This is a genomic window from Amycolatopsis sp. PSD-21 (assembly GCF_055561455.1).
On the sequence record NZ_CM145712.1, the window covers coordinates 638,142 to 655,583 of the forward strand.

A 17,442-nucleotide genomic window follows, 5' to 3' on the forward strand; every position below is an offset into this window, starting at 1 on the left:
CCGCCCCGTCGTAAGCTTTCTCCATGTACATCGAGCGGGTCCGGCTGGAGAACATCCGCGGCTTCAGCGGCGCCCGCGCCGTCGACCTCCGGCTGCCCGGCCCCGGCTGGGTGGTCCTGGCCGGGCGCAACGGTTCCGGCAAGACCTCGCTGCTGCGCGCCATCGCGGTCGCGGCGGCGCCGGACGTCGCCTGGGGGCTGCTGTCGGACGCCGGCAGCTGGATCTCGAACGATCAGACGTCCGGGTCGATCGAGCTGTCGGTGATGCGCGAAGAGGGCCCGGCGCCGGTCGAGGTCCGCTGGCTCGACTCCGGCCTGCTGCCGATCTCCGGGCTTCCGCCGGGCCAGCCGTTCTGCGCCGCGTACGGGCCGTTCCGGCGGCTCGCGGGCGGCAGCGGCGAGGCCGAGTCCTGGATGCGCGGCGCGGGATCGCTGGCGCGGATGGCCAGCCTCTTCCACGAAGACGCTTCGCTCGCCGAGGGCGTCACCTGGCTGATCAATCAGCATCTCCGTGCCCTGGAAGGAAAAGCGGGCGCCCGCGAGCTGAAGGACGCGGCGCTGGAGATCCTCGGTGACGGTCTCCTGCCCGGCGGCTACCGGATCCGGGACGTCGATTCGGACGGGCTCTGGGTCGAGTACCGCGGCGACCGCTTCCCGTTGCGCGAGATGAGCGACGGCTATCGCACGGTGACCGCGCTCGTGGTCGACCTGCTCAAGCAACTCGACAGCGCGGGCCTCGACCACGAGAGTCCCGGTGTCGTGATCATCGACGAGGTCGACGCTCATCTCCACGTGTCGTGGCAGAAACGCATGGGATCGTGGTTCAAGGCGCATTTCCCGCGGATCCAGTTCATCGTCACCACGCACAGCCCCTACGTCTGCCAGGCCGCCGACCCGGGCGGCCTCATCCGCCTTTCGGGGCCCGACGAGGACGTCCCGCCGCGCGTGGTCTCCGAGGAGCTGTACGAGCGGGTCGTGTTCGGCTCCGGCGACGACGCCGTGCTCTCCGACCTTTTCGGCCTGGACACGCCGTATTCGCCGCAGGCGGTCGAATTGCGGGAGCATCTGGCCGAGCTCGAGTTCCAGGTCGCCTCCGGCCGCGCGGACGCGAACGGCGTCCGGGAATGGGAACGCCTTCGGGGCATGCTCAGCAGTTCGCCGCCGAGCCGGGTCGACGAGGTGGCCAGGCGGTTCGAGGCCGACGATCGGTGATCGCGATCCGCCGGGTCGCGCTGCCGGAGCGGGTGGTGGCCGATCTCGAAGAGCTGACCGCGCGCATCCCTCCCGGTGACACGAAAGAAGCCCGGCGGCTCTGGCGGGTTTCGCGTGCCGTGCGGCGTTCTCTGCGGGCGGGCCTCGACGTGATGGCCGCCGGCCGCGGCTACTGCATGTACTGCGGCGACGGGCTCGGGTCCACTGTGGACCATTTCGAGCCGATCGCGCGGAATCCGAGGCGCGCGTTCGACTGGCTCAATCACGTGCTCGCTTGCGAGTACTGCAACAGCCACCACAAACGCGACCTGTTCCCGGTGGACGAAGACGGCACCAGCCTGCTCATCGATCCGACCGTCGAAGACCCGCTGGAGCACCTGTTCCTCGTGCTGTCGATCGGCACCTACCGCGCGCTGACCGCGAAGGGCGAGCAGACCATCAAGGTGTGCGGGCTTAACCGCGCGCAACTGGCGCGTGGCCGGGAAACGGCGGTCAACCAGGTGAGCGCGCTCGTCATGGGCTGGTGGGCCGCGCGCGCACTGGGCGACGACGGGAAGCGGCGCGCGATGGTCTGGACCCTGCTCGACCAGCCGCACGCCGACGTCCTCCACGCGATGCTCCGGCAGGCGTGGATGCCGGGAGCCCGTGCCGTGTTCCGGGCGGACGACGAGCTCATCGAGCTGCTACGCGCCCCGGAACTCGCTGAGGATCTTCAGCTCTCCGGCGGCGCCGTGTAGGCGGCCAAGGTGGCGTCGGCGCGGGTGCGGGCGGTGGCCGCGTCCGTCCCGTTGGCGACGTCGGCCTCGTACCAGGCCTCGTTGCTCAGCGTCATGAACCGCACGCCCTCTTCGCTGGTCATCCAGGCCATGGCGGCCTCGGGGTCGGCGGCCTCACCGGATTCGAGGTGCAGTGCCAGCCCGTTCAGCATCATGTCCCAGCCGATGCCCACGGCACCCGGCCCGAACTGGTTCCAGTGCTCGCCTGCGACGGCGGTGTGGTCGAGTTCGAACCGCGTCCGCCCGTCGGCTTCGGGGCTCAGCCGGAGCTCGATCCAGCTGACGTCGCCGCCGTACTCCCAGGTCGCCGCGAAACCCTTCGGCGGATCGCAACGCTCGATCGTTCCGCCCGCGTTGCCTTCGAGCTGGTACTTCCCGCCGACACGCAGATCGCCGCTGACCGGCAGGAACCAGCGCGGGATGCGCTCGGGATTCGTGCAGGCGTCCCAGAGATCGTCGAGGCCGGTGTCGTAGACCTGGCTGACGGTGGCCGTCACCGCCTCGCCCGCTTCGACCACGCGCTTGCCCAGCCTGCGCTGGACGGAGTTGATCTGGCTGGTCACGTCGACCATCGGTGCCCTCCTCGGCTTGGATGCCGACAAGGTATCAGCCTTGGCTTATATAAGCCAGAATGGAAAAGGGGCGCCCGGAGGATCCGGACGCCCCTTTCCCGGCGGGATGGCTTACGGGGTGGGGGAGCAGGCCGTGCGGCCGAGGACCACTTCGCCGGTGATGTTCGAGCCCGGGGCGAACTTGATCCGCAGCATGGTCAGCCCGATGCTGCCGTCGCCCGGCAGCGTCTGCTCGTTGAAGATCGCTTCGGCGAGCAGGGTGCCGTTGGACTTGGTGATCGGCTTGACGTAGCCGACCGGCACCGGCGACGGCAGGGTGCCGAGCCCGGTCGCGCCGCCGTAGGTCCAGCTCGCGTTCGTGCTGGTCTGGGTCGCCGTGCAGCTGACCGAGTAGGACCTGATCTTGATCCGCGGCCCGCCCGACGAGACCAGGGCCGACAGCTCGAAGTTCTGTCCCTTGGCCTCCGACTTCGTCGTGGTGACGTCGTTCTCCGGGTCGACGACGGTGGTCGTGCACGTCGACGTGCCGCCACCGAACGTGATCCCGGTCCTGGTCACGACCCCGGACGAGTTGCTCGTCGGTCCCTCGACCGCGCACTCGGCGATCGAGGCGATCGAGATCGGCGCGGAGGTCCCCTTGGTGAAGGCGGCGGAGCCGAGCGAGGCGACGCCCGCGGGGTTCGACGCCGCCGCCGGGCTCACCTCGGCGCCGAGACCTGCCAGCAGCAGGGCGCCGACAAGGCCTGCCCGGCTTGCGATGGTGATGCGCATTCCACGTCCTCCTCACGTGACGGAGAGCGAGCCGGTTGGCCGTTCTTCCTTTGTCATCACTATCTGCGTGTCGGATTCGCCCGTTGCGTGCGTGACGGTCGTTTCACTCGACCGTGGATCATGGGCACCCGTCCGATATTCGGATTCGTATCCGGATACAGGTCTGTATATTCAGACGTATGCCGACCTACCGCGTCCTCGTCAACGGCAAGTTCGACCACCCCGACGCCGAGACCCGCGCCCGGCTGCTCGCCGAGCTCGACCGGCACCAGTCGATGGGGTTCACCGAGGACGGCCTGCTCACCTACAGCGCGCACCTCGGCGCGTTCACCTTCCGCATCACGCTGCGGGGCGAAGAGGAGCGCGAGGTGCTCGACGAGGCCGAGCTGAAGGTCATGGAGCTGCTGGACGCCAAGGGCTACCCGTATCGCGACGTCGCGGGCAAGGCGACCTGCATGGACGACATCAAGATCCGCCGCCGCTGACTCAGGCCGCCTGCCACGGTCGGCATCACCGCCATGAACACGGCGAAGAGGACGACGGTGATCCACACCGTCGAACGCTGCTCGCGGTGGTCTTCGGCGGGAGGTCTCCACGCCGGTCTGTCGCCGGAATCGTCCGGACTTCCCATGGTGTTCCCCCAGTTCGCGCCGAAGTGGGCAGGACACTCGGCGGGGGTGTCATCTTCGTCACCGTTTCCCCTGGACAGCACGTCAACAGGCCTCAGCTGCTAGCCACTACGCTGGGAGCAACCCCGAACGGTGTCAAAGAGAGCGGAGCCGACGTGTCTGTGTCTTCACCTGCCCCAGGTGGTGCCATCGAGGACCTGCGCGCGTCCGTGGGACTCCAGATCGCCGACGAGCAGCTCCTGCGCACCCTCGCGACCGGTCTCGCCGACGTCGAGACCCTGCTCCGCGAGGTCGTCCGCAGTGACGTCAAGGCCGTCGAGGACGCCGCTTCGCACCTGGTCGAGGCGGGTGGCAAACGTTTCCGTCCGCTGTTCACGCTGCTGGCCTCGCAGTTCGGGCCGAAGCAGGGCGACCAGGTGGTCACCGCCGCGGCGGCGGTCGAGCTGGTGCACCTCGCGACGCTGTACCACGACGACGTGATGGACGAGGCGACGATGCGCCGCGGCGCGGAGAGCGTCAACGCCCGCTGGGACAACACCATCGCCATCCTCACCGGCGACTTCCTGTTCGCGCACGCCTCGCGGCTGGTCGCCGACCTCGGCACCGACGCGGCCCGGATCATCGCCGAGACCTTCGGCGAGCTGGTCACCGGCCAGATGCGCGAGACGGTCGGCCCGGCCGACGGCGACGACGCGGTCGAGCACTACCTCACGGTCATCGCGCAGAAGACCGGTTCGCTGATCGCCACCTCCGGCCGGTTCGGCGGGATGATGTCCGGCGCGCCCGACCACTACATCGACGCGCTCCGCCGGTTCGGCGACATCATCGGGACGGCGTTCCAGATCTCCGACGACGTGATCGACATCGCGTCCGCCTCGGACGAGCTCGGCAAGGCACAGGGAACGGACCTGCGCGAAGGCGTCCGCACGCTTCCGATGCTGTACGCGCTGGCCGACCCGGCCACCGACCCGCGCCTGGTGGAGCTGCTTTCGGGCCCGATCTCCGACGACGCGCTCGTCGCCGAGGCCCTGGACCTGCTGCGTGCCTCGTCCGGACTCGAACGCGCACGCGAAACTCTTTCCGACTACGCTCGTCGGGCGCGTGCCGAGCTCGCGGCGCTGCCCGCGTCGCCCGCCCGGGACGCCTGCGAATCGGTCGCCGACTACCTGGTCGCGCGAACGCATTGACAAAGGGCAGGTTAGATGTCCATTTTCGGACAGGTTTGGCTGTGGAGTCTGCTGGCGTTCGTCGTCGGCGCGCTGCTCACCTGGCTGGTGCTGGTACTCCCGGCGCGCAAGCGCATCCGTGAGCTGGAAAGCTCGCTGGCCACCGCGCACGCCGAGACGTCGAGACTGCCGGCCGGGGTGAGCCTCGGCGCGGGTGCCGCGGCGGTCGCCGGCGGGACCGCGTACCTCGCGAAGCCGTCGCACGACGAGCTGGACGAGGAGTTCGCGGCCGTCGAGGAGCCGTCGAAGCCCGCGTACCCCGAGACGCTCACCGAGCAGGAGCCCGCGCAGCAGTGGACCGAGCCTGCCGAGGAGCCCGTCAAGGACGCTCCCGAGGACGTTCACGAGGAGCCGGAGCACTCCCCGACGCAGGTTTTCGAGCCCGAAGAAGAGTACGAGGCCGAATACCGCACCGCGCCCCAGCCGGACCCGGAGCCCGAGCCGGACCAGGAGCACCCGGCCGAGCGGACGCAGTTCATCCCGGCGGCCTTGCCGGAGCCGGAACCCGAGCCCGAGCCGGAGCCGGAGCCCGCGAACCCGTACGTCGCTGCGGCGACCGACTACCTTCAGCCCGCCTCGAAGCTGGACGTCGAGCCGGAGCCGGAACCCGAGCCGCAGCCGCCGGCACCGGCCGAGGGGCCGTACCGGTCCCGCCTGGAGATGCAGCTGGACCCCGAAGGCGCCGAGACGCAGCCGGAGCCGGTTTCGCTGTTCAGCCCCGCGTCGCGCGTGGAGACCGAGCAGGCTCCCGTCGAGACCAACTGGTTCGAGCGGGAAGAGGAACTGCACGACCCGCCCGCGTACGCCTTCGGTTCCGACGAAGAAGCGAAGGCCGGTCTGCTCGACTCGGAGCCCGAGACGCCCGCCGAGGCCACCCAGGTGCTGCCCAAGCGCACGCCGCGAGGCGCGGTGCGTGGCGGTTTCGAGCCGCCGCAGCCGATCCAGCCGTCGATGCGGGCGATCGAACGTCGTGAGCCGGAACTGTCCGGTGGGCAGAGCGGCTCGCTGTTCGAGCCCGCCGTCCAGCCCGGCGACGCGATGCCCGCTCCGGAGCCTCCGCCCGCCCGGCAGGTCGCTCCGGTGGCGGAATCCGTCCCGCCCGGTCCGTTCGGTCCCGGTTCGGCGATGCCGCGGCCGGGCGGTGGCCGTCCCGCCGACGACTTCGCGGTCAAGGCCAGCGTGACGGCGCTGCGATACTGCACCGAGGACTCTCCGCAGTTCCCGAAGATGGTCGCCGAGGTCTGGTTCCGGACCGCCGCCGACGCGGAGCGCGTGGGCTTCCGCCCCCTGACCTGATGAAGCGCGTGAAGGCCCCCTTCCCTCGGCTCAGCCGAGGGAAGGGGGCCTTCACGCGCTTGAGGACCGGCTAGCTGACGACGGTCCAGGTGTCCTTGCCGCGCAGAAGGCCCTGCAGATCGGGCTTGCGGGCGGCCTGGGCCTCCGCGACCTGGGCACGCGCCTGGTCGTCGTAGGTGGGCCGCTCGACCTGCCGCAGGATGCCGGTCGGCACGTGGTTCAGGTTCTGGTCGCCGATCCGCGAAAGCGCGAACGCGTACGAGGTGTCCTCGATCGCCGGGTCGTGCACGACGAGGTTCTCCTCGCCGATGTTCGCGACCTTCCCGACCTCCAGGCCGGCCCAGCCGCTCCGCGTGACGCCGTATTCGCCCTGCGGCCCGAACTTGATCGGCTCGCCGGCCTTCAGCGGGATGAGCCGGCTCGCGGCCTCGTCCTTGTCCTTGAGGACCTCGAAGGCGCCGTCGTTGAAGATCGGGCAGTTCTGGTAGATCTCCACCAGCGCCGACCCGCGGTGTTTCGCGGCGGCCTCCAGCACCTCGGTCAGGCCCTTGCGGTCCGAGTCGAGTGCGCGGCCCACGAACGACGCCTCGGCGCCGATCGCCAGCGAAAGCGGGTTGAACGGGGTGTCGACCGAGCCCATCGGGGTGGACTTCGTGACCATGCCCGGCCCGGACGTCGGCGAGTACTGGCCCTTGGTGAGGCCGTAGATCCGGTTGTTGAACAGCAGGATCTTGATGTTCACGTTGCGCCGCAACGCGTGGATCAGGTGGTTGCCGCCGATGGACAGCGCGTCGCCGTCACCGGTGACCACCCACACCGACAGATCCGGCCGCGCGGTCGCGAGCCCGGTCGCGATCGACGGCGCCCGGCCGTGGATCGAGTGCATACCGTAGGTGTTCAGGTAGTACGGGAACCGGGACGAGCACCCGATACCCGAGATGAACACGATGTTCTCGCGCTTGAGGCCGAGCGTCGGCAGGAACGACTGCACGGCGTTGAGCACGACGTAGTCCCCGCAGCCGGGACACCAGCGGACCTCCTGGTCCGACTTGTAGTCCTTGGCCTTCTGCGGTTCGGTCTCGGTCGGCACAAGGTCCAGGCCGCCGAGGGTGGGGATCCCCAGATCGATCGCGGTCACTTCGTCCCCTCCGTACTGGTGATGATCTCCGTGAAGACGCCTTGGAGCTCTTCGGCCTTGAAGGGCAGCCCCGCGACCTTCGTGTACGACTTCACGTCGACGAGGTACTTGGCCCTCAGGAGCATCGAAAGCTGGCCGAGGTTCATTTCGGGGACGACGACGGTGTCGTACGAACGGAGTACGTCGCCGAGGTTGCCCGGGAACGGGTTGAGATGGCGCAGATGCGCCTGCGCGATGGGCATGCCGTCCTTGCGGACCCGGCGGCACGCGGCGCCGATGGGGCCGTAGGAAGAGCCCCAGCCGAGCGCCAGCACCCGTGCCTTGCCGCCGCTCGGATCGTCGACGACGAGGTCCGGGACGTCGACGCCGTCGATCTTGGCCTGGCGCAGGCGGACCATCTTGTCGTGGTTGTCGGGGTCGTAGGAGATGTGGCCGGTCTTGTCTGCCTTCTCCAGCCCGCCGATGCGGTGCTGCAGACCGGCGGTGCCCGGCAGCGCCCACTCGCGGGCGAGGGTCTCGGGGTCGCGTACATACGGCCAGAATTCCCCGGAACCGTCCTCGGCATTCGGCTCGGTGGCGAATTCCACGCGCAGATCCGGCAGGTCCTCGACGTCCGGGATCAGCCACGGCTCGGAGCCGTTCGCGATCGCGCCGTCCGAGAGCAGGAACACCGGGGTGCGGTACTTCAGCGCGATCCGGGTGGCCTCCAGAGCCGCGTCGAAACAGTCGGCGGGGGAGAGCGGCGCGACGATCGGCACCGGTGATTCGCCGTTGCGGCCGAACATCGCCTGCAGCAGGTCGGCCTGCTCGGTCTTGGTCGGCAGGCCGGTCGACGGGCCGCCGCGCTGGACGTCGACGACGACCAGCGGCAGCTCGGTCATCACCGCGAGACCGATGGCCTCGGACTTCAGCGCGACACCGGGCCCGGACGTCGAGGTGACGCCAAGGGCACCGCCGTACGAGGCGCCGAGCGCGGCGCCGATCCCGGCGATCTCGTCCTCGGCCTGGAAGGTGAGGATGCCGTAGTTCTTGTGCTTGGACAGCTCGTGGAGGATGTCCGACGCCGGGGTGATCGGGTACGTGCCGAGCAGGATCTGCAGGCCGGACTGCTGCCCGGCGGCGACCAGCCCGTACGCCAGCGCGGTGTTCCCGGTGATCTGGCGGTACGTGCCCTGGTTCAGCTTCGCGGGGGCGACCTCGTACGTCGTCGCGAACGACTCGGTCGTCTCGCCGTAGTTCCAGCCCGCGCGGAAGGCCAGGATGTTGGCCTCGGCGATGTCGGCCTTCTTCGCGAACTTCTCGCGCAGGAACCGCTCCGTGCCCTCGGTCGGCCGGTGGTACATCCACGAGAGCAGGCCGAGCGCGAACATGTTCTTCGCGCGTTCGGCGTCCTTTTTGGACAGACCGGTCTCTTCGAGCGCGCCCCTGGTCAGCGTCGACATGGCCACCCGGTGGACCTGATAGGCCGAAAGGGTGTCGTCGTCGAGGGGGTCGTTCTCGTAGCCGACCTTGACCAGGTTCCGCTTCGAGAACTCGTCGGTGTTGAGGATGATCGTCCCGCCCGCCGGGACGTCGGCGACGTTCGCCTTCAGCGCGGCGGGGTTCATGGCGACCAGGACGTCCGGCCGGTCGCCCGGCGTGAGGATGTCGTAGTCGGCGAAGTGCACCTGGAAGCTCGAGACGCCGGGAATGGTGCCCTGCGGCGCGCGGATCTCCGCGGGGAAGTTCGGCATGGTCGACAGGTCGTTGCCGAAGGCGGCCGCTTCGGAGGTGAACCGGTCGCCCGTCAGCTGCATGCCGTCACCGGAGTCACCGGCGAACCGGATGACCACCCGGTCCAGCTTGGCGACCTCGGTGGGCCTGACGGCCGACAAGGAGCCGTTGCCGTTCGCACTCGTGCTCATAGGTCAGGGATTCCCTCTCTCCCGACGTGCTTCGTCCCCGGCCGTGCCGGGGATCGGCGTGCCTCGCCCGGCGATGTCGGCCAGGTCACAGGTGCCATGTCCCGAGGTTAGTCCTCGGCACACGTTCCAGGTTGCCGTAAAAACGGTCTGGACCTACTCCTCGAGTGTCCTGAGCTCGCCGCTGAGCGGGGATTATCCGGTTTATCTGTTACCGATGGTAACGGTCGGCGATGCGGCCCGATTGTGAGCCGTATCTCCTTCCAGCGTAGTGAAGTCCGGTCGAGGAACGGTCATCGGCCGGTAATGGCCGCGCGCAACTCGGTGAGTCGTTCGGCGAACGCGGGCCCGGTGAGCGACGCGATCTGCGGCTCGATCTCCGCGTCGACGGCGGCCGAATGGTCGGTCAGTCCCGCGGTGTGCCGGAGCGTGCGCTTCGTCGCCAGAAGGACGTCGCGCGGGGCACCGACGGCGGGTTTCGCCAGTTCACGGGCCGCCTCGACCAGGTCCCCTTCGGCGAGCCGGAGCGCGAGCCCGCATTCGACAGCGGCTTCGGCGCCGACGACTTCACCGAAGAGCGTCATCGCCGCGGCCTTCTGCGGTCCGACGAGCCGCTGGATCATCCACGTCATCCCGCCACCGGGGTGAATGCCCAGATCGAGAAATCTGGCCACGAATTTCGCCTTCGGTCCCACGATGCGGACGTCCGCGGCGAGCGCGAGGTTCAGTCCGGCACCGACGGCGGCGCCGCCGACCGCGGCGATCGTCGGCAGGGAACACCGCGCCACCGAGAGGAATCCGTCGTAGATGGCGCGGAGCCCGTCTTCGCTGGCGCGGGCCAGCGTGTCCAGATCGGCGCCCGCGCAGAACGCCGGCGGTGCGCCGGTGATGACCACAGCGTGGACACTTTCGTCGGCTTCGGCGCGCGAGACGGCCTCGGCCAGCTGTGCGGAGAGGTCGAGCGTCAGGGCGTTGCGGGTCGCGGGCGCGTCGATGGTGAGCACGGCGACGCCGCCGTCGTGGCTGGAGCGGATCTGATCGGTCACGGGGACGAGGGTGTCACGCTTCGGGTGTCGGCGGGCGTTCCAGCAACCGGGACAGGACGACGGTGGACACCGTGCGGTCGACGATCTCCAGCCCGCGCAGCCGCTCCAGCGCGGTCTCCAGATGATGGATGTCCGACGCGCGCAGATGGACGATCGCGTCGGCCGCCCCCGACACCGTGTACGCCGCGACGACCTCCGGCAACGGCTCCAGCCGGGCGCGGATCCGGGCGGGGGTGATGTTGCCGTTGCAGGTCATCTCGACGAACGCCTCGGTGCCCCAGCCCAGCGCCTCGGGGTCGACGACCGCGGTGAACCCGCGCAGGACCCCGGTTTCGAGCAGTCTGTCGACCCGTCGTTTCACCGCGGGCGCGGACAGGCCGACGACCTTGCCGATGTCGGCGTAGCTGGACCTCGCGTTGGCCATCAGGCATGAAACGATTCGCTGGTCGATGGTGTTCACACGCAATGTTTAGCAGGTATACGCGCAGCGAACAGCGATTGATTGCGGAATTAGGTGAGCCTTACCCTTCGGGTATGCCGGAACTGGAGCAGCAGCCCCGTGTACCCACGACGCGCCGCTACCTCATGTGCCCGCCGCGGTACTTCGCGGTGGACTACGTCATCAACCCGTGGATGGACCCGTCGGTCCCGGTCAGCGTCGACACCGCGATGGCGCAATGGACCGAACTCCGCGACACCTATCGGCGTCTCGGCCACACCGTCGAGGAGATCGAAGCCCAGCCAGGCCTGCCCGACATGGTGTTCGCCGCGAACTCCGGCACCGTGATCGACGGCCGTGTCCTCGGCTCGCGGTTCCGCGCGCCGCAGCGCACCGCCGAGGCCGAGCACTTCCGCCGCTGGTTCGTCGAGCACGGCTACCGCGACATCACCATGCCCGAGAAGATCAACGAGGCCGAGGGTGACTTCGCGTGGACCGGCAGGGTCCTGCTCGCCGGCACCGGCTTCCGGACCGACCCGGCCGCGCACGCCGAAGCGCAGGAGGTCCTCGGGGTGCCGGTCGTGTCGCTGCGGCTGATTGACCCGAGCTACTACCACCTCGACACCGCGCTGTTCGTGCTCGCCGAGGCCACCGACACCACGCCCGCCCAGATCGCCTACTACCCGGACGCCTTCTCGGCCGGTTCGCGGAAGGTGCTGGAGCGGATGTTCCCGGACGCGGTAATCGCGGACCGGGCCGACGCGGAGTGCTTCGGCCTGAACGGGGTGTCCGACGGCCGCAACGTCGTGCTGCCGGTCGAGGCGACCGGACTGGCGGCCCGGCTGACCGAACGCGGCTACGAAGTCGTCTTCCTGGACATCTCCGAGCTCAGGAAGGCGGGCGGCGGCCCGAAGTGCTGCACCCTGGAGATCCGCAAGTAATCCATTAGTGGACACCTTGCGGGATCATGTAACTACTCCATTCGCCAACTCGATTAATCGGGAAACGAACTCGGTCCCGAATGAGGCGCGGATGGTGATCCTGGCGATAGGCGGCGTGGGCAGACCCGTGCGCGCGCTGGATCCAGGCGAAAACGAAACATGGGTGACGGTCGAGCAGTTCGAGCGGGTGCTCGACACCGTGGCCGGACGCGAAGACGTCGGCCTCACGTTCGACGACGGCAACTCCTCGGACGTCGAGATCGCGCTCCCCAGACTGGTGGAGCGCGATCTCACGGCCGAGTTCTTCCCGCTGGCCGGCCGGATCGGGCAGCGGGGTTTCCTCGACGCCGACGGCCTTCGCGCGCTGGTCGAGGCGGGGATGTCGATCGGTTCGCACGGCTGGGAGCACCGCGACTGGCGGCGGCTGGACGACCGGAACGCCCGGCGTGAACTGGAAACCGCGCCGAAACTGCTCGCGGAACTGAGCGGGAAACCCGTGCGCGCGTACGCGCCGCCGTTCGGCGCCTACGACCGGCGGGTGCTCAGCAGGCTGCGGCGTTCCGGCGCGACGAGGGTTTACACGACCGAAGGCGGCGCGGCTTCGCGCGACGGCTGGCTGCGGCCGCGGATCGAGCTCCGGCACGACGTCGACCAGGAGTGGATCGACGGTGTGCTCGGTGAGCGGGAAGGCCTGTACCGCCGAGCGGGACGGATCATGGCGCGGGTCGCCAGGCTTGCCCGCCTTTGACCGTTTTTCTTTGTGCGGTGGGAAAATAACCCTTGAATCGAAGCCGTCGGCGACGGCATTCTGAGCACCCTCGATAAAGAAGTCTTATTAACAAAGGGGTGTTCGGTATGCGGAAACTGCTCCTGTTCTCGGCGATGGTGGTGGCCGCCGGCCTGGCTCCCGCGGCGACGGCCGCGGCTTCCCCTTCGATGCAGGCGGCCCCGACCGCCCAGCAATTGCTGGCGAAGACCACCAGTTGCAAGCAGGTGTCGAACGGCAAGTACAAGACCGACGACGAAACCGGCCGGACCGTCGCGGTCTGCGACGCGGGAAGCGCGGTGTTCTGGAAGGCCGACATGGACATCGACTGCGACGGGCAGCCGACCGCGCGCTGCAACAAGAACACCGACCCGTGGTTCCAGGACGGCACCGCGTACCCGCGCTCCGATGGCAAGGCGCTGATCGCCGACCAGACGCCGTATGTCGTCGTGCCGAGCATCAGCAGCACGTGGAACTTCGAGAAGGCCGGGCTCAAGGGCGCCGGTTCGTGCGCGGTGATCTACAACGACAAGGTGCTTTACACCGTCATCGGCGACACCGGCCCGAAGGACATCATCGGCGAAGCGTCCTATGCCGCCGCGAAAGCGCTGGGGATCAACCCGGACCCGAAGAACGGCGGCGTCGACTCGGGGGTCACGTATATCTGCTTCAAGAACTCGAAGGTGTCGCCGATCGAGGACAACGGGAAGTCGACCTCGGTCGGGCAGGGCCTGGCGGCGAAGTGGGTCGGGTAACCGAGTGAGGGTTAGGTAGGCGCTGGGTCGGGGTGGTCGTGAGTGGCGATTCGGGTTCTAACCCGAATCGCCACTCACGACCAACCTGACCCAGCGCTCACCGCCGCCCTCTTCTCACTTCCCGCACCGCCGGCACGTCGGGGCGCGGCTGCCGGTCGGATCCCAGCCCTCTCGAACCAGGACCATGCGGACCTCCTCGGCAACTTCGCACGGTGACGTTCGCACGTCGTGCCAGCCGTAGACGAGTCGCGCTCGATCCGCGAGTTCCGCCGCGTTGTCCCGCATGCGATCGCGGAAGGCGACATCCGCCATCGCATGGGTGGCACGGCCGTCGAGCCTGACCGTTACCGCGGCTCCGTGCGGGTCGTAGGTCACGTCCTCCCAGAGGACTTTGCCCTTCACCTCGAAAGGTGTCTGGCGGTTGCCTTGCGGGAGACCGTGCGCGTCTTCGACCGCTTCCTTGTATTCCACTTCCAGTGCTGACATCAGTCCTCCGCCGAGCAGCGCGAGGCCGTGCCGGATTGCGGGACGGTAGCGGAACGGAGGCCGGAGAAATACGCACTCCTCCATTTCCCGCAAGGAGACTCGGCTTCGACTGGCCAGATCGATCACCGTGTTGGTGGCCAGTTTCGGGGTTCTCTGCGAGGTGGCCAGATCGACGATCGTGTCCGTCAGACGTGTCCGGGGCGGCACCGTGCCTGCCGCGATATGCGGAAAGGCGCGCGACCGGTGCACGATCACCAAGGGTGGGCACGAGACAGCCGAAAACGTGTACGGCACCGTGATCTCGACCGGACCTTCGACAACAGGTACCAGCCTCCACTCCTCGGCGGCAGTGCGGTGACTCAACACCGCATGGCCGCCGCCGTACTTCAACGCGGCGTGGATCTTGGCCGTCCTGGACAAGGCCCCGGTGAACATCGCATAAACGCGCGGTAGTACTCGTTGCCAGCGGCCGGCCTCGAGATTGGCTTCGATATCGGCCACGGTGTGGCCATAGGCACGAAGCTGACGCGTGTCGACGATTCCATGTTGCTCCTCTAGAAGGACCGGCCAGCTCGGGCGTTGTTCGACCGGGATCGATTCCTCAGACCAACGTTTGTGAAGAGGCACCTCTCGACCATCAACGATGAACCGCATCTGTGGAGGGCCTGAAGCGGATCTGTGGATAAGCGGGCGAAGAGGAGCGGTGGCTGTGGATAACTGGGTCACCGTGGTCGTGAGTGGCGATTCGGGTTCTAACCCGAATCGCCACTCACGACCACGGTGACCCAGGCCTCACCCCCGCCCTCAAGACTCACGAGATCGTTACGCGACCCTTGTAGCGTTTCGCGCTCCTCGGACGATGAGTAATTCCCTTGCCGCACAGGCATTCCGCCAAAAGCAGGCGACTTCAGGGCAGCGGTAACGAACCCGGCCGTCCCGCCGACCAACGGGCAGCGGAACGCGGCTGGAGGAATTCGTCATGAAGATCAGCGTCTTCGGGCTCGGTTACGTCGGTTGCGTGTCGGCGGCGTGCCTCGCCGGCCGCGGGCACGATGTCGTCGGGGTCGACGTGAACCCGGTGAAGATCGAACTCGTCTCCAGCGGCAAGGCGCCGGTGGTCGAAGAGCGGATCGGCGAGCTGACCGCGGAGGTCGTCGCCGCGGGCAAGCTGAGAGCCACGACCGACGTAAGACAGGCGATCGCGGACAGCGAAGTCTCCCTGATCTGCGTCGGTACCCCGTCGGCGCCGAACGGCAGCCTGTCGACGGCGTTCCTGGAGCGCGTCGCCGAGGAGATCGGCGAGGCGCTCAAGGACAAGACCGAACGTCACACCGTCGTCTTCCGCAGCACCATGCTCCCGGGCACCTGCCTGGATCTGCTCGTCCCCATCCTCGAGAAGTCGTCCGGCCGCACCGCGGGCGTCGACTTCGGCGTCGCGGTGAACCCCGAGTTCCTGCGCGAGGGCAGCAGCGTCAAGGACTTCTTCGACCCGCCCAAGACCGTCATCGGCGAGCTCGACGCGGCCAGCGGTGACGTCGTCGCGGCACTCTACGAAGGCCTTCCCGGCGAGGTCTTCCGCGTCCCGATCCCGGTCGCCGAGATGACGAAGTACGCCGACAATTCCTTCCACGGCCTCAAGATCGGCTTCGCGAACGAGCTCGGCGCCATCTGCCGCGCGCTGGGGCTCGACTCGCATCAGGTGATCGACGTCTTCCTCGCCGACCGCAAGCTCAACATCAGCCCCGCCTACCTCCGCCCCGGGTTCGCTTTCGGCGGCTCGTGCCTCCCCAAGGATCTGCGCGGCCTGGTCTACGCCGCGCACCGCGCGGACGTCGCCGTCCCGATCCTGTCGCACGTGCTGCCCTCCAACGACGAACACCTCCAGCGCGCCTTCGACCTGGTCGCGCGTACTGGCAAACGCAAGGTCGGCCTGTTCGGCCTGTCGTTCAAACCCGGCACCGACGACCTGCGGGAGAGCCCGCTCGTCGAACTCGCCGAGCGCCTGCTCGGCAAGGGTTACGACCTCCGCATCTACGACGCCAACGTCAGCCTTTCGCGGCTGATGGGCGCGAACCGCGAGTACATCGAGGGCAGGCTGCCGCATCTCGGGCAGCTGCTCGCCGGCTCCATCGGCGAGGTCGTCGACCACGCCGAGGTCTGCCTCGTCGGCTGCACCGATCCGGAGGTCCTCGCGGCCCTCCCGGCGGGCGGCGGCCACACCATCATCGATCTCGTCCGCGTACCCGACGCCGACCGTCGCCGGGCTGAAGAGGGATATGTCGGTCTTGCCTGGTAAAGCTCTCATCCTCGTCGAGAACCTGTCCGTCCCCTTCGATCGCCGCGTCTGGCAGGAATGCCAGACACTTCGCGACGCAGGCTGGGAAGTCCACGTCATCTGTCCACAAGGGACGAAACGGGACACCGAAGCCGAAGTCACCATCGACGGCGTCCACATCCTGCGGTACCCGCTGAAGGCCGCCACCGGTGGCCCGGCCGGGTACGTCCAGGAGTACGGCTCCGCGCTGTGGCACACGCTGCGGCTCGCCCGCAAGGTCGGCCGCGTGGACGTCGTGCACGCCTGCAACCCGCCGGACCTGCTGTTCCTGGTCGCGCTGTACCTCAAGCGCCAGGGCGCGAAGTTCATCTTCGACCAGCACGACCTCTGCCCCGAGCTGTACCTCTCGCGTTTCGACCGCGGCGAGGACTTCCTGTACCGCGCGGTCCGCGCGCTGGAGCGCCGCACGTACAAGACGGCCGACGTCGTCATCGCGACCAACGAGAGCTACAAGGACGTCGCCGTGAAGCGCGGTGGCAAGTCGCCGGACGACGTCTTCGTCGTGCGCAGCGCGCCGGTGGTCGAGCGGTTCCATCAGGTCCCGGTCGAGCCCGAGCTGAAGAAGGGCAAGCCGCATCTGCTGGCGTACCTCGGCGTGATGGGCCCGCAGGACGGCGTCGACTACGCGTTGCGCGCGCTCGCGTCGCTGCGTGACGCCGTCGGCCGCACCGATTGGCACGCCGTGTTCATCGGTTCCGGCGACGCTTTCGACGCCATGGTGGCGTTGTCCAAGGAACTGAAGCTCGACGACCAGGTCGAGTTCACCGGCCGGATCTCCGACGAAGACCTGCTGCGCTATCTGTCCGCGGCCGACGTCTGTCTTTCGCCGGATCCGTTGAACCCGCTCAACGACGTGTCGACCATGAACAAGATCATGGAGTACATGGCGATGAGCCGCCCGATCGTCTCCTTCGAGCTGCGGGAGGCCAGGGTTTCGGCCGGGGAGGCCGCCCTTTACGCCCCGGCGAACGACGAGCCGGAGTTCGCGAAGCTGATCGCGCATCTGCTCGATTCGCCGGACCAGCGGGCCGCCATGGGTGAGCTGGGACGGGCGCGCGTCGCCGGTCCCCTCTCGTGGGAGAACTCCCAGAAAGCCCTGCTCGCGGCCTATGCGGCCGCGGTTCGTTGATCGATTCCCCGGTCGCGTTTCGAAC

General features: G+C 68.3%; 17 protein-coding genes. 10 read left to right on the top strand and 7 right to left on the bottom strand.

Features of this window, described 5'->3' with window-relative positions; genetic code table 11:
- The first annotated feature begins 23 nt into the window (after window positions 1-23).
- Complete coding sequence (locus ACZ1DY_RS03345; RefSeq protein WP_126733260.1) at window positions 24-1,211, top strand: AAA family ATPase; 1,188 nt, start codon at window positions 24-26, stop codon at window positions 1,209-1,211.
- Window positions 1,208-1,948, top strand: coding sequence for an HNH endonuclease (locus tag ACZ1DY_RS03350; RefSeq protein WP_465483579.1), 741 nt, complete (start codon window positions 1,208-1,210; stop codon window positions 1,946-1,948). The genes ACZ1DY_RS03345 and ACZ1DY_RS03350 overlap by 4 nt, the downstream gene beginning before the upstream one ends.
- Here the strand turns inward: ACZ1DY_RS03350 and ACZ1DY_RS03355 are convergent.
- Window positions 1,924-2,559: an SRPBCC family protein gene (locus ACZ1DY_RS03355; protein WP_465483580.1), complete on the bottom strand. Its 636-nt coding sequence runs from the start codon at window positions 2,557-2,559 to the stop codon at window positions 1,924-1,926. The genes ACZ1DY_RS03350 and ACZ1DY_RS03355 overlap by 25 nt on opposite strands.
- Window positions 2,560-2,670: 111 nt before the next feature.
- Window positions 2,671-3,330: a hypothetical protein gene (locus tag ACZ1DY_RS03360; RefSeq protein ID WP_465483581.1), complete on the bottom strand. Its 660-nt coding sequence runs from the start codon at window positions 3,328-3,330 to the stop codon at window positions 2,671-2,673.
- Between the two features lie 179 nt (window positions 3,331-3,509).
- Between ACZ1DY_RS03360 and ACZ1DY_RS03365 the strand changes: the two genes are divergently transcribed.
- From ACZ1DY_RS03365 to ACZ1DY_RS03375, 3 genes are all read left to right on the top strand, one after another.
- Complete coding sequence (locus ACZ1DY_RS03365; RefSeq protein ID WP_034310717.1) at window positions 3,510-3,815, top strand: DUF6204 family protein; 306 nt, start codon at window positions 3,510-3,512, stop codon at window positions 3,813-3,815.
- 305 nt (window positions 3,816-4,120) lie between these two features.
- Window positions 4,121-5,146: a polyprenyl synthetase family protein gene (locus tag ACZ1DY_RS03370; RefSeq protein ID WP_126733377.1), complete on the top strand. Its 1,026-nt coding sequence runs from the start codon at window positions 4,121-4,123 to the stop codon at window positions 5,144-5,146.
- A gap of 15 nt (window positions 5,147-5,161) precedes the next feature.
- Window positions 5,162-6,481, top strand: coding sequence for a sunset domain-containing protein (locus tag ACZ1DY_RS03375; protein ID WP_465483582.1), 1,320 nt, complete (start codon window positions 5,162-5,164; stop codon window positions 6,479-6,481).
- Between the two features lie 70 nt (window positions 6,482-6,551).
- On the opposite strand, the gene ACZ1DY_RS03380 is transcribed toward ACZ1DY_RS03375, so the two are convergent.
- The 4 genes from ACZ1DY_RS03380 to ACZ1DY_RS03395 all read right to left on the bottom strand — a co-directional run bounded on the left by ACZ1DY_RS03380 (window position 6,552) and on the right by ACZ1DY_RS03395 (window position 11,026).
- Window positions 6,552-7,619, bottom strand: a complete 1,068-nt coding sequence (locus tag ACZ1DY_RS03380) for a 2-oxoacid:ferredoxin oxidoreductase subunit beta (RefSeq protein WP_126733265.1) — start codon at window positions 7,617-7,619, stop codon at window positions 6,552-6,554.
- Window positions 7,616-9,523, bottom strand: a complete 1,908-nt coding sequence (locus tag ACZ1DY_RS03385) for a 2-oxoacid:acceptor oxidoreductase subunit alpha (protein WP_126733266.1) — start codon at window positions 9,521-9,523, stop codon at window positions 7,616-7,618. The genes ACZ1DY_RS03380 and ACZ1DY_RS03385 overlap by 4 nt, the downstream gene beginning before the upstream one ends.
- 290 nt (window positions 9,524-9,813) lie before the next feature.
- Complete coding sequence (locus ACZ1DY_RS03390; RefSeq protein ID WP_465483583.1) at window positions 9,814-10,566, bottom strand: enoyl-CoA hydratase; 753 nt, start codon at window positions 10,564-10,566, stop codon at window positions 9,814-9,816.
- Between the two features lie 13 nt (window positions 10,567-10,579).
- On the bottom strand, window positions 10,580-11,026 hold the full coding sequence (locus tag ACZ1DY_RS03395) for an Lrp/AsnC family transcriptional regulator (RefSeq protein ID WP_005151923.1): 447 nt from the start codon (window positions 11,024-11,026) through the stop codon (window positions 10,580-10,582).
- A 74-nt stretch (window positions 11,027-11,100) separates the two neighbouring features.
- Between ACZ1DY_RS03395 and ddaH the strand changes: the two genes are divergently transcribed.
- The 3 genes from ddaH to ACZ1DY_RS03410 all read left to right on the top strand — a co-directional run bounded on the left by ddaH (window position 11,101) and on the right by ACZ1DY_RS03410 (window position 13,467).
- Window positions 11,101-11,946 (top strand): dimethylargininase, encoded by an 846-nt coding sequence (gene ddaH, locus ACZ1DY_RS03400; protein ID WP_465483584.1) that lies wholly within the window; start codon window positions 11,101-11,103, stop codon window positions 11,944-11,946.
- 91 nt (window positions 11,947-12,037) lie between these two features.
- Window positions 12,038-12,694, top strand: coding sequence for a polysaccharide deacetylase family protein (locus ACZ1DY_RS03405; RefSeq protein WP_257489331.1), 657 nt, complete (start codon window positions 12,038-12,040; stop codon window positions 12,692-12,694).
- A gap of 107 nt (window positions 12,695-12,801) precedes the next feature.
- Window positions 12,802-13,467, top strand: coding sequence for a glycoside hydrolase family 75 protein (locus ACZ1DY_RS03410; protein ID WP_465483585.1), 666 nt, complete (start codon window positions 12,802-12,804; stop codon window positions 13,465-13,467).
- Between the two features lie 114 nt (window positions 13,468-13,581).
- Here the strand turns inward: ACZ1DY_RS03410 and ACZ1DY_RS03415 are convergent, their stop codons facing one another.
- Window positions 13,582-14,580, bottom strand: coding sequence for a hypothetical protein (locus ACZ1DY_RS03415; protein WP_465485814.1), 999 nt, complete (start codon window positions 14,578-14,580; stop codon window positions 13,582-13,584).
- 352 nt (window positions 14,581-14,932) lie between these two features.
- Between ACZ1DY_RS03415 and ACZ1DY_RS03420 the strand changes: the two genes are divergently transcribed.
- Window positions 14,933-16,249: a nucleotide sugar dehydrogenase gene (locus ACZ1DY_RS03420; RefSeq protein WP_465483586.1), complete on the top strand. Its 1,317-nt coding sequence runs from the start codon at window positions 14,933-14,935 to the stop codon at window positions 16,247-16,249.
- Complete coding sequence (locus ACZ1DY_RS03425; RefSeq protein WP_465483587.1) at window positions 16,230-17,417, top strand: glycosyltransferase family 4 protein; 1,188 nt, start codon at window positions 16,230-16,232, stop codon at window positions 17,415-17,417. Before ACZ1DY_RS03420 ends, ACZ1DY_RS03425 begins: the two co-directional genes overlap by 20 nt.
- Window positions 17,418-17,442: the final 25 nt, after the last annotated feature.